Raw genomic sequence first — 14,070 nt, forward strand, 5'->3', positions numbered from 1 at the left:
CTCAGCCAATACGGGCGGCAATGACGCCCACGTCGCGCAGCATGCTTTCGGCTGCCGGACCCGAACGGCGAGTGGTGCGCTCGCGTTCGAGCTGCTTGTTGACCACGTTCCAGTCGAGATCGAGGAAGGTGAGATGTTCGAGTTCGCCACGAGCGGCCTTGGCAAACAGCGCTCGCAGGGATTTGCGGGTGATCGCCCGCCCGCCGAGTCCGGCGACGACGGTATGGCCGTGCAACTGCAGGCCCGACATCGCCATGCGCACGTCGGTAGACAGGATGCCACCGATGCCGACGGCCAGGCTCTTCTCGAGCACCACCACGCGCTGCGCGTTCTGCAGTGCGGCACGGACGCTATCGATCGGGAAAGGCCGGTAGGAAGTGATTCCCAGCACGCCGATCTTCTCGCCGGCAGCACGCATTTCGTCGACGGTGTCCTTGATCGTTCCCAGCACCGAACCCATCGCCACGACAATGGTTTCGGCGTCGTCGGTCAGATACGAACGCGTCAGGCCGCCCGACTCACGACCGAATACCGTTTTGAACTGCTCGGCCATTTTCGGGATCAGTCCAAGAGCCTGCATCTGCTTGGCGTGCGCGAGGTAGCGGACCTCCGCGAAAGCCTCGGGGCCGACCATCGCGCCAATCGATACCGGTTCCTTGGGATCCAGCGCCTGACGGGGTTCGTAAGGCGGCAGGAAAGCGTCGACCTGCTCCTGGCTGGGAACGTCCACGCGCTCGTAAGCGTGCGTCAGGATGAAGCCGTCCATGCACACCATCACCGGCAGGCTGACTTCCTCTGCCAGCTTGAAGGCCTGGATGTGCAGATCGAGCGCTTCCTGGTTGGTTTCGGCAAACAACTGGATCCAGCCGCAGTCGCGTTGCGAGAGGGAATCCGAGTGATCGTTCCAGATGTTGATTGGTGCCCCGATGGCGCGGTTGGCAACGGTCATCACGATCGGCAGGCCGAGGCCGGAAGCGTTGAACACGGCTTCGACCATGAACAGCAGGCCCTGTGAAGCGGTGGCGGTGTAGGTGCGCGCACCGGTTGCCGATGAACCAATGGCGACGCTCATCGCGGCAAACTCGGACTCGACGTTGATGAACTCGCAGTTCTCGACCTCGCCGGCCTTGACCATCTCGCCCAGGCCTTCAACGATGTGCGTCTGCGGTGAAATGGGGTAGGCGCAGATCACCTCGGGCCGGCACAGGGCGACAGCCTCGGCAACGGCGTGTGAACCTTCAGTCTGCTTAAGCATGTGCGGCCTCCTGCTGACGTGCGCTTTCGATCTCGTCGAGGACAAACTGATAAGCCTCGGTTGCGGCAGCGATATTGTTGCTGGCCACCTTTTCGGAGAATTTGTCGTTGATCGCCATGATTACCGACTCCAGCCGGATGATCCCTGATGCTGCCGCAAAACCGGCGAGCAAGGGGACATTGGGCATTGGACGACCGACATGCTTGCGACTGAGATCGGTCGCCGGGACCGTGCACAATCTTTCCTTCGGCCAGTCGCGAAGGAAATCGCCGAGACCCAATTCGTCGAAACTGCGGGTGGTGTTGATCAGGATGTAACCGCCTTTTTTCAGGCCGGAGAAGACATCGACCTGGAACAGCAGCGTCGGATCCTGAATGATCAGGGCATCGGGTTCCATGATCGGTTCGCGCAGCCGGATTTCCTGGTCGGCGATGCGGCAGAAGGCGACGACCGGGGCTCCTGTACGTTCGGAACCGAAGCTCGGGAAGGCCTGTGCGTGGCGGCCTTCCTCAAACGCAGCAATAGACAACATCTCGGCAGCCGTCACCACACCCTGGCCGCCGCGACCGTGTATTCGGACTTGGAACATAATTCCTCCATTGGTTTACATCGTTCTTTCGACGTTCGCGCAGCATAGCTGAGTTCGAAGCTGATGAAAACAACGATACTGCGGCGTATGGCCGAACTTTCTTCCCGGAGAGCTGTCCTGGGGCGCAGCATGAGCGTGCAGCCACCGCGTGGCCTGGGTCGCGTGCGCGTCCTCGACATCGAGGGCGTCGACCTGCAGCCATGCGGAGGCACGCATGTGGCAAACACGGCCGAGGTCGGCTCCGTCGTCGTCACGAAGATTGAGAAGAAAAGCGCGATGACGCGGCGCGTCGTTCTCGGGTTCTCCGGGTAGCTGCAGTCGCCCTGGGGATTGCAGCCAGCCCGGCGACCCGGCCGCATGATCATGCGCTCATGGAGTCATGGATGCGCAGTGTTAGCCAGGCCGGGCATGTGTTGGATTATCGGAGTGACTGACCCGGCGAGTATGGATCTGGGACGATGAGGAACCTTCGGCCCGCCGCTGGCAGGCGTGGCACCATCACATGGCGCTGGTGATAATTACGGGAACCGCTCCCAAGGAGTCACCGAAACTCCATTTAAGAAACGTGATTTCACCTGGCTGAGGACATCCGTTTGGAGAGCCGCGAAATTGCCAAGGTCCGCCAATTCGTCGATCTCTTTCGGCCCGTCCAGGGAATAACTTCCCGGAGCTGTCATAGTGTTGACGCGGAGAAATCTAGGCTCGCTCACGAGAAGTCGAGCCAGTCGCAAGGACGACTCTTGCTGCACATTCATCAGAAGTTCGAGAATTCGGCTTCCCACTTAAAGCGGGACAGTCATGCTACCGATAGAGTCTGAGGATGAAGGGAGCTGAGGAGATGGGAACTGGTTGCCGCATCTCCTGTATCATCAGTTTTATGACAAAAAAACTCTACGACTCAAGCCATACGGACAACCAGCCGCGTCATTTTTGCCGCACTTACAGACCAGGGAAAACGAAGCCTGCGTGCAGTGGGGGAATTAATTCATCGCCCGAAAAGCAGTGTTCATCGCCACCTGCAAGCGCAAGCCCGTAGGAACCGACATCCTGAATCGGGGTTTTGGGAAACCGAAGAGGGGGAGGCATGGCTGAGATTGCTGGTATTTGCTGTGCTGTACACGTTCGGGCTGCAACATCATGTGGGGGCGGGTGCCTTGTCGGATTTCTTCCAATTGATCCGCCTTCATACCCATGTGGGGGTGTCTCCCAGCGCCTTGCAGACCCAACTCAGCCGGATGGAAGCGCTGTTGCCCCTGTTTCAGCAACAGTGTGAAGCCTCGGTACCGACGCGGACACGCCAAGCGGTGGTGGCCGCGGATGAGACGTTCTTTGGGGAGATTCTGATCTTGGTGCTGATGGATTTGTCCTCGGGCTACCTATTGCTGGAGTCGATTCAGAAGGACCGGGGTTTCGATACCTGGTTTGCCCAGGTGACCCCGCGCCTGGAAGCACTGGGTATCGAAGTCAACCACGCCATCAGTGACCGGGCGAAGGCCCTGATCAAATTAGCGGTCACAGGCTTTGAGTGTACCTCGGGCGCGGATACGTTCCACGAGCAATATGGCCTCAGTCGCTGGTTGTCACCGGCCTTGGGACGTCGAAAAGCCAAGGCGGATCAGTGCTGCGAACTGGCCCAGAAGGCCCTTGATCAGCCGTCGCGCGGAGCCAGTACCGAGGAAAAGGCGGCTTTGGCGGCACAACAGGCCTGTGCCTGGGAAGCCCGCGCGCAAGTGGAACAGGCGCAGCAAGAGTACCAGAAGCAGTTGCTGGGAATCGCCGAGGAAATCCATCCCTTCTCCCTGGAGGAGAATACTCGCACGACGGCGGAGAGCGTAGTGGCAGGACTGGAAACGCGAGCACAGGCCCTGGAAACTCTGGCGGCGCAACAAGGGATCCAGGATACCCGTTCCGCCCTGAAGAAGTTCCGTGCCCAGATCGGCGCCTTATCGAGTCACGTCAGCTTTTGGTGGCTTTGGGTAGAAGAAATCCTGCTGGGCTGGTCTCTGGATGAAGCGACTCGGCAATGGCTGACGAGCAAGCTGTTGCCCGTACTCTATTGGCACTACCAAATGCGGAAAACGCAAAACAGGGTTCACCGGAAACGGTATCAGGAGGCTTGGCAGCGAGCATTAGAGGCCTGGAAAGCAGACCCGTTCCATTCGGGATTCTCCGAGAGTGAGTTGCAGCGCTGGCTAGAATGGGGGGAATGGATGGTGCGACAGTTCCATCGCAGCTCCTCCGCCGTCGAAGGGCGCAATGGCCGCTTGTCCCAGTTGTATCATAACGGGCGAGGTCTGACGAAATGCCGCCTGGCTGCGCTAACGGTTATCCACAACTATGGGGTGAGACGTAGTGACGGCACTATCGCAGCCGAACGTCTGTTTAGCACCTCTTTCCCTGATCTTTTCGATTGGCTGCTCAACCAGATGGGGGAACTTCCCTTACCGAGGAAGTCCCGCCACCGGGTTGTGCATAACCCATTGAAGTTAGAGATTGTCCCGGCTTAAGTGGGAAGCCGAGAATTCTCTTCTTCCACAACCATCCAAGAATTCCAGCCCGAGTTTGCCAACGTACCGTGAACGGCTCCTCCGTTGTCCCCACACTGAGCACATCGATTCGCTCCAACGGCCTCCGGAGGAAACACACCGCCTCGATAATTGCCGCCATGGCTGGTGAGTTCGCCCACACCCCTCCGTCAAAGTAGCTGCTTTCGGCGACCATATTCGCAATCCTTGCTGCGCTAAAAAACGTTGGCGCAGCTGCCGTTGCAAGTGCGGCGTGAGCGGCTTCGGTATTCGCATCAGCCGTCAGGTCGGGATGGTGTGGTGTCCGAAACTGATGCGACGCTCCTGCAACCGCGTGATACGTGGGGATCACGAGCCGGCAGCGGGAATCCTTCAAGCAGATCGGCTTGCCTCCCGCGTAGAAAGCGGTTTCCAACTCGCGAAGTAGAATTGCCTGAGAGTATTTCGGGAAGACAATGTGCCTGAGAGTATGCCAAAGACGGCCACGGATTCGTGTGACGGGAAAAATCACGGGGCCCCGCGCCCGGTAGAAGTCCAGCATCCGCTGACCTGAAAGACCCAATCCCAACCCGAGAGCGAGGATGCCACCAGTCGATGTCCCTGCGATGAGATCGAAATGGTCAACGACCCGGTAACCAGTCTGCTTTTCCCATGTGGCGATGGCTGATGCCGTAAACGCTCCCTTTAAGCCCCCACCGTCGAGGGCCAAGATTCGGAATGAGATGCCGTCTGAGCCCAGGCCACGCACGAGCGGTAACCGCTCCAAGTGAGCGCAAACTGATTCTGCAAGACTGCCGACATCGTCCTTGGTGGAGATCTCTCGGTTCGCTTCTTCATCAAGGCCGTTCTTGAGCTGCTTGAAAACTCCCGGATGTTGCGCAACAAAATCCTGAGCAGCACCCCCAAGCCCGCCCAACAGGAAACATGGGATGCCGCGTTCGATTGCGAGTCCAAGTTCCAAAGGAATGCCAGCCCGGCCTCCGACCGTTTGCCACCATTTTCCGCCGACGACCACAATGGCGTCACAACGGGAAACCATCCATTTTCGGAGCAGTTGCAAACTCTCATCGCGGGCTCGTTCGCCGCTTGTGTCGGGCGTCTCGTAAACCAAAGCCAGCTTCCGCCACTCATCTAGGGGGACCTTTTCTTGGTCCCGCGACCAGTATCGCGAGACGGCCAGCACCAAGCGATCCTTGTGGCCGCCTTCTTCTTGATAGCGTTGCATTTCTTCCAAAAGAATTGGCGTGAAACTGGGATGACTGCCATGGACGATGTGGCCACCACGTTCGAAAACACGGCGTGCGAATCGCCGAACGAAGTCAACAATTGCAGCACGCTGTGCCTCTGTGGTGTCTTGGCTCTCAGGAACCGCTCCAGACAGCCAAATGCGTGCGCCCTCGAGAGCACTCGGGCTTAGGGATGGTTGCTGGTTATTTACCATAGCTTGTTCTCGCCCTTCGTCACGGTGACCGGTGCCTGTATTCCCTGCGCCACCCCCAGGAATTGAAGTGCCTCCGCCGGCGCGTTGGCGGTGACTGGCGAGGGCAGCCAGTTCCTCCACCATTCAGACCACAGCGACGGGAATCCCTGCACGGGCGCCGCGGTTGGTCTTCCGCGCTGGGTCACATGGAGCTGTCGGCGCAATTCTCCGATGGTGTGTTGGCTCTGACGCAAAACCCGTAGCCATGGTTGAAACAGCGCGGTCGGCTCGCGCGGCACGTCGCGGGGCTGTTCGTCTGGCAGTAAGTTTTTTTGGTCTGGCGCTGTCATCAGGTTGGCTGCATAACCGAACTGCCACTGCAACACCGATAACCAGTAGTCATCCGGCCGGCTCAGGAAGCGCTGGAGGTGGCGGTTCCACTGGTCCGACTGGGCACTGTCCATAGCCGCCACATCAAGGGTAGCCTTTTCCAAAAAACGGCGCAGGTCAGCCTTGCGGAGCGGCTCAGGCCCATAAAGGCCCAAATATTGCTGTCCAGCAGGGAGCTCGATCCCATCCGGCAGGTACACGCCGATCCGCTGCGCACTCTGTCGCCCATCGAAAAAACCAAGTTCCCATGGCGTCCACCGGGACTCGCCCGCGTTTTCCCCAACCACGAAGATCAGACTGCACGAATGGCGCATGATCGTGCGCAGGTAATTGGCGGTTCCTGCGGTGACATGCTCGCGATCGAGATGATCCGAACTGCTGTCCTTCCAATCCACGTAGGCTTCAAAGTGCAGCTCATTCTCGATGTAGTCATTCAGTTCCGTTACCAAGGCTTCATTCTCGCGGCGATGCGAAAGAAATACATCGTAAATCCGGTCCAGCGGCTTGTTCTGACGGGGTGTTGCTGCGTGCGTCATAGCAGAGGCCGACGAATTGAAGTTGGGGATATTGCTGTCCATAAGGTTCTCCCTTCGCGCTGTGCTTGTATTGAAAAACCGACAACCTTGTGGATCCACTATAGATGAGGTGGCGGGTGGTCGCTGATATACGTGCTGTAGAAGCGCTTCGGCAGGAAAGTGCGGGAAAGCGTTGGGGAAATGTCAGCAATTCCCGGCATAAGTTTCCCAAGTCATTGATTACAAACAGTTCCCAAATTGCATGCACAGATTTGGTGCGTTAATTATCAATATAAATCAACAGGTTAAATCAGGCCGGGAATTGCTGGGGAAATGTCATCAGATACATTTTCTGTACTTCCCCAGGCGCTCGTTCCACTGTCGGGCCACGCCCGCAGACATCTGGCCCTTCTTGGTCAAGCCACTCGCGTCCATGGGCACAGCGCTGGAGTAGCCAAAATGAACGTTCGCATCGGCGATCAGTTGCCGTCGGACGTTGCGCCGTTCCCATTCCGATTCACGGAACATGTGATGCAACTGTTGGTACGCGCTCTCTGCCACGGTTTCAGCCATACACTCCAGGTTACGGCGGGAACTCTGGAACTGGCACCTTCAAGCCCTCTTGTTCCTGCCTTTGGCGCTTGTGTGATGACCCGGAAGGCTCTTTTGTGCCGCCCGAGAACCCGTATCTGGCACGCAAATGGTTGACCCAGGGCGTTCCTCGCTTACAATCCCCTTGACAGCCGTACCGCCGTCGAGGCGCTTCAGTCCAACCATCCCGTCCAGCCGACCTGCTGACCGCTCGCGGCTGATGGGTGCCTGGACCTCGCATTCCACTCACATTCTGAAAGGACGGTTATGAACAATCCAGTTGGCTGGTTTGAAATATATGTCGAAGACATGACTCGTGCCAAGGCGTTCTATGAGGCGGTATCTGGCGTTCAACTGTCCAGGATCAAGAGCTCAGGCATGGAAATGTGGGCGTTTCCCATGCAGCCAGATGGATTTGGTGCTTCGGGCACATTGGTCAAGATGCCGGGCTTTCGTTCCGGCGGCAATGCCATCCTGGTCTACTTCAGCTGCGCCGACTGCGCGACTGAGGCTGCAAAGGCGGTTCAGTCCGGGGGCAAAGTCGAAAAGGAAAAGATGTCCATCGGGCAGTACGGCTACATCGCGCTGGTCATCGACACGGAAGGCAACATGATTGGCCTGCACTCGATGCAATGACCAAGAGGCCGCTCGATTCGAGTTTCCGGATGTATTAATCTGACGGTCGAGATGGACAGCCTGCAAGCTGCGCTTGCAGGTGCCCTCCGTGCTAGCTGCTCCGCTAGCTGATCACCTTCATGTTAGACAGCACTATGCGTGGAACACCGTTCATGACCAATACGCCTGGAGCCCTGGCAGCAGCATTGATCCTGCTTTTGATGGCAATGCCAAGTCCTGCTCGTGGCGATGGCCCGAAATCAGCACCTACGCTGTCGCAGGTACGCGGAAAAATTGACAGTGCTGATGGCAAAGCAATATACGACCAGCAAATGAGCGGTTCCACGCGCACGGATGGCTTTGGCACGATCTTGCCGGCGGGTCTCGCCACCGATGACATTGTCCGCCTCCTTCTTCCCAAGGCCAATGCATCCCTGGCGACACTTGCCGGAATGAAAAATTGGCCATATAAAGAAAACATGTACATTGCTTTCGCATGCATTGCACCAAACCAGCTCACCAAGGAACGTGCGCTGAAATACAACAATGGCAAAGCAATCTGTAACCCATGGCAAACCGAGACAAAGCCTGGAAGCAAGCCTGGGGAGTGGGTGTCATCCGGAGATTACCTGATGGCCATCGGTATGATCCGAAAGGATGGTGACCGCATTTCTCTGGCTTCAACCGTGGTCAGCTGGTCCGGCGTAGAAGGAAGTCCGTTGGCAACCAAATGGAGTCATTCGAATCTTTTTGGTCCCGGTGGAATCAATCAATGGCAGGACGAAGAAACCGAAAAAATGAAGAGTGCGCTGCTCTACCCCTCGGAACTATATCGATTCGATTTTGCCAGGTACGCCATAAGTAATGAAACTGTTGCCTTTGGAATCCGTTCTGGAATGAATGAAAGTTATTCTGGTGGAGGTGCCAGTTTTCAGGTTCTAACACTGTTCGCAGTAATCAATGGAGAGTTACGTGCAATATTTTCCGAGCCGATGTATTACTTCAAGGACGTGGCAGGAGACTGGAATAAGGACGGCAGTCGCAATCATGAGATTTTCGAGGGTGAAAATACCGTCAGTATTTCTGACGCCAAGACGGACGGATATTACAAGCTGATCGTCAAATCAAAGAAGAAGGCCTGGAGCAAGAGTTTTCATTGGGACAGGAACTTGCTTCGGTATGTCGTGGATTGACAACTTTCCGGGGATTGCTCATGAAGCTTCGCCTGACACTGGAGAATACCAGCGATCTGCCAGCCACCGCTCCTGCGAGCATCGAATTCGGCGACCGCGAGAGCCTCAGCATAGGACGCGCGCAGGGACTGGACTGGACGCTACCCGATCCCAGCCAGCTGATGTCGGGCAGGCATTGCGAGATCCGTCGATCGCCGGAAGGGTACCTGCTCTACGACCTGTCGACGAACGGCACCTTCATCGACGCCAGCAATACCCGGCTGACCAGTCCGCACGCCCTGCAGGACGGCGAGCGCTTGCTGATCGGCGCATATCTCATCCGGGTCGAAGTCACCGATGACGGCGAGCCTGCCAGCCACGACGAGCAGACCCGCATGCTCCTCCGGCCAGCCGCCGAACCCCTTTTGCGACTGACGATAGAGAACCAGGCGACGCCTGCCGACCAGCAGCCATTGACGAAAACGCTGGGCCGCGAAGGATTGCTCAGGATCGGAAGGGACGATAGCGCCGACTGGACGCTGGCGGACCGGAGCGGGGGGATTTCCCGAAACCATTGCATGATCCGCTGCGTGGACGGCGTTTTCGTTGTCCAGGACACCTCCTCCAATGGCACCTTCGTCAATGACGATAGCGAGCGCATCCGTGGCAGCCATACACTACGCGACGGAGACCGCCTGCTGATTGGCCCATACCTGATTACCGCGCGGATCACCGGTATTGTGAACGCTGCCGCAATTGGCGCCACTGGCCCTGGCATCGACCAGCCCGCAGTTCTCTCGGCCGCGGCCGAACCCCCCCCTGCTCCGGTGGCAGCAGTGCGTCCTGCAGGCGCGGCGCGGCGCGGCGGAGACCCGGCATTACTACTCGCCGATCTGCCACCGGTCACCCCGACGCCAGGCGGCCATGGCGCCGACACGACGCCCGAGAGAGTTGCTGCGGCCAGCGACGGCATGACCCGTCTGGCGCGGGTGGTCAAGACACCGCTGCCGATGCCGTCCACCGATCCGGCAGCGACCATGGCGGTTCCGGAAGCCGCCGTTGCCGTCTCTTCGTCCTCTCCTGCTGCCGCCGACGCACCTCCACCGGCGCCGCCGCCCGACCGCGTATTGGCCGGCATGGCCAGGGGACTCGGGCTGTCGCCGGAGGACCTCGACGAAACCGATGCCGCCGCGCTGGGCGAACGACTGGGACAACTGATCTTGCTGATCACCGAGGAAATGCGGCAATGGCTGGCCTTGCGCAATGCCGCCATCGACCAGCCGCCAGGCGCGCGCGCCGGCCCCAGCAATCCGCTCAGCATCATGCCGAGCAGCGAGGAAGCGCTGCGCGTGCTGTTCGGCCCGCCCCGGCGGGCCTACCTGGACAGCCACCAGTCTTTCCAGACCTGCCTGGCCGAACTGGGCCAGCACTTCCGGCAGACGGATGCCGCCGTCCGGGCCGCTGCGCAGGTACTGGCAAACGAACTGGCACCCGAGGCCATCGACCGGGCCGTGTCGGCCGAGAATCGCATCGGCCAATTGCTCGGTTCGCGCAAAGCCAGGCTGTGGGACATTTATGTCGAACGCTGGGGCAGCCGCAAACCCTTGCAGCCACACCGACCGGTTCGCTCCTTCATCGAGGCCTTCGCCGGCGAAACGATTCGTAGCGAACAGCGGGAAGACCATTGATGCGAGCTTTTCGTCATTACATTGTTCAGCGCCGGCACGCGCGCGCAGGGAGGCTCCGATGAAGTTTTTCAGCTACACCAATCCGAACGAACAAGTCACCGACAACCTCCCGCCGGCCAGCCTGCGGCCGGTCCTGCGCGAATTCTCGGACGATGAGCTCGACAGCCTCGACAGCTTCGTCGCCGAATTGCGCTTTGCCACCGGCAGCCGGATCATCGCCGCCGGCGAGCGCAACGATGCCTTGCTGATCATCGTTTCCGGCAGCGTCCGGATCACCGCTGGCGAAACCGGCAAGGCCGAGAGGGAAGTGGACGTACTCGTGGAAGGTGAAGTGTTCGGCATCTCGTCCTTCCTCGATGGCGAAGCCAGCGCGATCACCGCTACCGCCCTGCAAAGCACCGAGCTGCTTGCCTTGCGGCGGGCTTCCTTCGCGCAGTTGGCGGCGTGGAGACCCGCACTGGCCATTGCCCTGCTTCAGGATCTCGCGGCCTACACGAGCCGGCGCTTGCGTCAGCTGCAGGCGGCATGCTGAGCCTTTATCCGCGAAACCATGCCATGAGCCCCGAGCACTTCTTCGCCAATTACACCAAGCGCAGCTCCGCCCTGCCCAAGCCAGTGTGGCAGATCCTGCGCGTCCTCACGCTGCTCGCCACCCTCGGCTTTGCCGTCCTGCTGACGGTCGCTCCCGCCGTCGGGCTCAAGCTCTGGTGGGGTCTGGCGATTCCGGTTCTGCCAGCGGTGCTGGTGATTGCGCCCGGACTCTGGCGGCAGCTCTGTCCGATGGCCTTCCTTAACCAGATTCCGCGCATGACCGGCGCCAGCCGCAGCCAGCCGCTGCCCGGAAAATGGAAAGACCGTGCCTTTCTCATCGCTGTCGCCATCTTCATCGCCTGCGTCGCCGCCCGCTCGCCAGTCCTCAACCACGAGGGCGGACTGGTGGCTGCCGGCATCGTTGGCGTGCTCATCGCGGCCTTCGTCGGCGGCCTGCTGTTTGCCGGGCGCAGCGGCTGGTGCGGCACTTTCTGCCCGCTGGGGCCGATCCAGCGCACCTATGGCCATGCGCCGCTGGTCGTCGTCCCGAACGGCTATTGCCCGACCTGCGTCGGCTGCCAGAAAAACTGCTACGACTTCAATCCGCGCGGCGCGATCTTTGCCGACCTCGTCGATTCCGACCCGCGCTACGCCAGTCAGCGCCGACTGTTCATCGGCCTGCTGCCGGGGCTGATCGGTGCCTATTTCCTGCAGGGGCCGACGCAGACCTATGGCTATGAACTCTATCTGGCGATCCTGCTCGGCTCCTGTTGCGCGTCCGCCGGTCTGTATGCCATCGCCACCAGCTGCTTTCCCCTCTCGCCGCATCGCGTCGCGGCCGTTTTCGCCGCCGTCGCACTGGCCATCTTCTACTGGTTCGGCGGCCCCATCGTGCTCGCAACCCTCTCTTACTTCCTGTCCTTCGCGGCGCCGGAATGGCTGACGATGCTCAGTCGCGGTGTCGGCGTGGTCGGCGGACTGCTCCTGCTCGGCGCCAGCCTGTACGCCGAAGGCCTGTTCGCGAAAGCCGCCGCCAAACCTGCGCAGCGCGTGCCGGAGGCGAGCGGCAAGACGCAGATGCATACCCGCTTCGGTGGCAAGCAGGGAGCGGAGGTGACCGACCGGGAAACGAAGGTCGCCTTTCCGGTCCCGAAAGGCGCGACCCTTCTCGATGCCATCGAGAGCGCCGGTCTCAAGATCAACTATGGCTGCCGCGCCGGCCTCTGCGGCGCCGACGCGGTGGTGGTGTGCGCAGGCAGCAAGCATCTGTCACCGGCCGGCGATGACGAACTGGCGACGCTGCGCCGACTCGGCCTGGAAGGCAAGGCACGACTGGCGTGCATGTGTCGGGTCAGCGGCCCGGTGCTCATCGACCGCGACCCGAACGCCTCCACCACGGAACCTGTCGAAGCAGCACCCGCCGCGCCGGCAGTGGACCATGCGCTCGCTGCCGGCGTTTCCCGGGTGGTGATCATCGGCAACGGCATCGCCGGCACCAGCACCGCAGAACAATTACGCCGCCTGAGCGCTTCGCTGCAGATCGACATGATCACCAGCGAACCGCTCCACTTCTACAACCGCATGGCCATCGGCCGACTGATCTACGGCCGCACCGGCATGGACGGACTGCAACTGATTCCCGACAACTGGTACGCCAGGAACCGCGTCGAGGTCTGGCGCAACTCGATCGCCCGCTCGGTGGATCGGCAGAGCAAGACCGTTCTTCTGGCCACCGGCGAATCGCTGCCTTACGACAAGCTGGTCCTCGCCACCGGTGCCCACTGCACGACACCGGACCCCGACTTCCTGTCCTTCGACAACGCCTTCGTCCTGCGCTCGGCGGAGGACGCGCAGGCACTGCGTAATTACGTGCAACTGCGGCGGGCACGCCGCGCGCTGGTCGTCGGCGGCGGCGTACTCGGCGTCGAGGCGGCGGATGCCCTGCACCACCTCGGGCTGCAGGTCACGCTCCTGCAGCGATCGGACCGGCTGATGAACGCGCAGCTCGACCGCCAGGGCGCCGCCCGCCTCGCCGCTTACCTCGAAGGCATCGGTATCCAGGTGCTCACGGACGTCGCCATCAGCCGCTGGGAAGGCCAGGGCGAGACGCTGCGCGCCGCCTGGCTGGCGCATGGACCTTGCGCCCGTGCGGATCTGTTCGTCGCCTGCCTGGGCATCGGCGCCAACGCGCAACTGGCCCGCGCTGCCGGTCTGGAAGTCGGCCGCGGCGTCCAGGTGGATTCCTGCATGCGCACCAGCGACCCCGACATCTACGCCGTCGGCGACGTCGCCGAACTGCCCGGTGCCGTTGGCGGCCTGTGGACCGTCGGCGCCGCCCAGGCGGCAACGGCCGCCAATGCACTGCTCGGTCGGCAGCAGCCCTATCAGGCGCCACGCATCGTGCTGCAGCTCAAGTGCGACGGGATCGATCTGCGCAGCTTTGGTGAAATTGCTGCCAAGCCTGATGATGAGGAATACACTGCCGGCCCCGGCGATGCGGCGTGGTGGCGCCTGATCCTGCGCCGGGGCGAGTTGGTAGGCGCGTTGTACGTTGGCCCGCCACGTTCGGCCAAGGACTTCACTCGTGTCGTGCAAGCCGGAGTCGACCTGACGCCGATCCGGGCGGATTTGCGGCGTGGAGATCTGTCGGGTCTGGCCAGGCTGATCAAGGATTGAGTATGGATTGATCTCGATCTGGCGAAGCGGTGGACTGCCGCAAGCGCCGGGCGGTGCGTCTGCACCGATGCCGGCTTCTGCAATACGGAAAACTGTCCCTGGC

11 protein-coding genes and 1 pseudogene are annotated in these 14,070 nt (G+C 60.5%); 7 read left to right on the top strand and 5 right to left on the bottom strand.

The annotated features are described in order from the left end of the window. Position 1 precedes the first annotated feature (1 nt). Together porA and V5B59_RS24375 are read right to left on the bottom strand one after the other, a co-directional pair. The gene (gene porA, locus V5B59_RS24370; protein ID WP_332352436.1) at positions 2-1,255 is read right to left on the bottom strand and encodes a pyruvate ferredoxin oxidoreductase; all 1,254 of its coding nucleotides are present in this window, start codon (positions 1,253-1,255) and stop codon (positions 2-4) included. Continuing rightward, entirely contained in the window at positions 1,248-1,844 is a 597-nt protein-coding gene (locus V5B59_RS24375) for a 2-oxoacid:acceptor oxidoreductase family protein (protein ID WP_034911090.1), read from the bottom strand. Before V5B59_RS24375 ends, porA begins: the two co-directional genes overlap by 8 nt. 114 nt (positions 1,845-1,958) lie before the next feature. Between V5B59_RS24375 and V5B59_RS24380 the strand changes: the two are divergent. Together V5B59_RS24380 and V5B59_RS24385 are read left to right on the top strand one after the other, a co-directional pair. Continuing rightward, positions 1,959-2,156, top strand: a pseudogene (locus V5B59_RS24380) (alanyl-tRNA editing protein); the annotation flags it as partial. Positions 2,157-2,815: 659 nt separating this feature from the next. After that, complete coding sequence (locus V5B59_RS24385) at positions 2,816-4,351, top strand: DUF6399 domain-containing protein (RefSeq protein WP_332351228.1); 1,536 nt, start codon at positions 2,816-2,818, stop codon at positions 4,349-4,351. Here the strand turns inward: V5B59_RS24385 and V5B59_RS24390 are convergent. The 3 genes from V5B59_RS24390 to V5B59_RS24400 all read right to left on the bottom strand — a co-directional run bounded on the left by V5B59_RS24390 (position 4,263) and on the right by V5B59_RS24400 (position 7,276). Next, entirely contained in the window at positions 4,263-5,594 is a 1,332-nt protein-coding gene (locus tag V5B59_RS24390) for a CBASS cGAMP-activated phospholipase (RefSeq protein ID WP_408612961.1), read from the bottom strand. The genes V5B59_RS24385 and V5B59_RS24390 overlap by 89 nt on opposite strands. Before the next feature lie 209 nt (positions 5,595-5,803). Then, the gene (locus V5B59_RS24395) at positions 5,804-6,757 is read right to left on the bottom strand and encodes a hypothetical protein (RefSeq protein ID WP_332352438.1); all 954 of its coding nucleotides are present in this window, start codon (positions 6,755-6,757) and stop codon (positions 5,804-5,806) included. Between the two features lie 276 nt (positions 6,758-7,033). Further along, positions 7,034-7,276, bottom strand: a complete 243-nt coding sequence (locus V5B59_RS24400; RefSeq protein WP_332352486.1) for a transposase — start codon at positions 7,274-7,276, stop codon at positions 7,034-7,036. Positions 7,277-7,552: 276 nt separating this feature from the next. Between V5B59_RS24400 and V5B59_RS24405 the strand changes: the two genes are divergently transcribed. The 5 genes from V5B59_RS24405 (at position 7,553) to V5B59_RS24425 (ending at position 13,967) form a co-directional block, all read left to right on the top strand. Next, a complete protein-coding gene (locus V5B59_RS24405) occupies positions 7,553-7,921 on the top strand; it encodes a VOC family protein (RefSeq protein ID WP_169070277.1) in 369 nt (122 codons plus the stop codon). A gap of 152 nt (positions 7,922-8,073) precedes the next feature. Continuing rightward, positions 8,074-9,093, top strand: a complete 1,020-nt coding sequence (locus tag V5B59_RS24410) for a hypothetical protein (RefSeq protein ID WP_332352439.1) — start codon at positions 8,074-8,076, stop codon at positions 9,091-9,093. Positions 9,094-9,113: 20 nt separating this feature from the next. Beyond that, entirely contained in the window at positions 9,114-10,760 is a 1,647-nt protein-coding gene (tagH, locus tag V5B59_RS24415; RefSeq protein ID WP_332352440.1) for a type VI secretion system-associated FHA domain protein TagH, read from the top strand. A gap of 58 nt (positions 10,761-10,818) precedes the next feature. Then, positions 10,819-11,292: a Crp/Fnr family transcriptional regulator gene (locus V5B59_RS24420; RefSeq protein ID WP_169070280.1), complete on the top strand. Its 474-nt coding sequence runs from the start codon at positions 10,819-10,821 to the stop codon at positions 11,290-11,292. A 23-nt stretch (positions 11,293-11,315) separates the two neighbouring features. Further along, positions 11,316-13,967, top strand: a complete 2,652-nt coding sequence (locus V5B59_RS24425) for an FAD-dependent oxidoreductase (protein ID WP_169070281.1) — start codon at positions 11,316-11,318, stop codon at positions 13,965-13,967. Positions 13,968-14,070 lie beyond the last annotated feature (103 nt).

Source organism: Candidatus Accumulibacter contiguus (assembly GCF_036625285.1).
Lineage (GTDB): Bacteria > Pseudomonadota > Gammaproteobacteria > Burkholderiales > Rhodocyclaceae > Accumulibacter > Accumulibacter contiguus.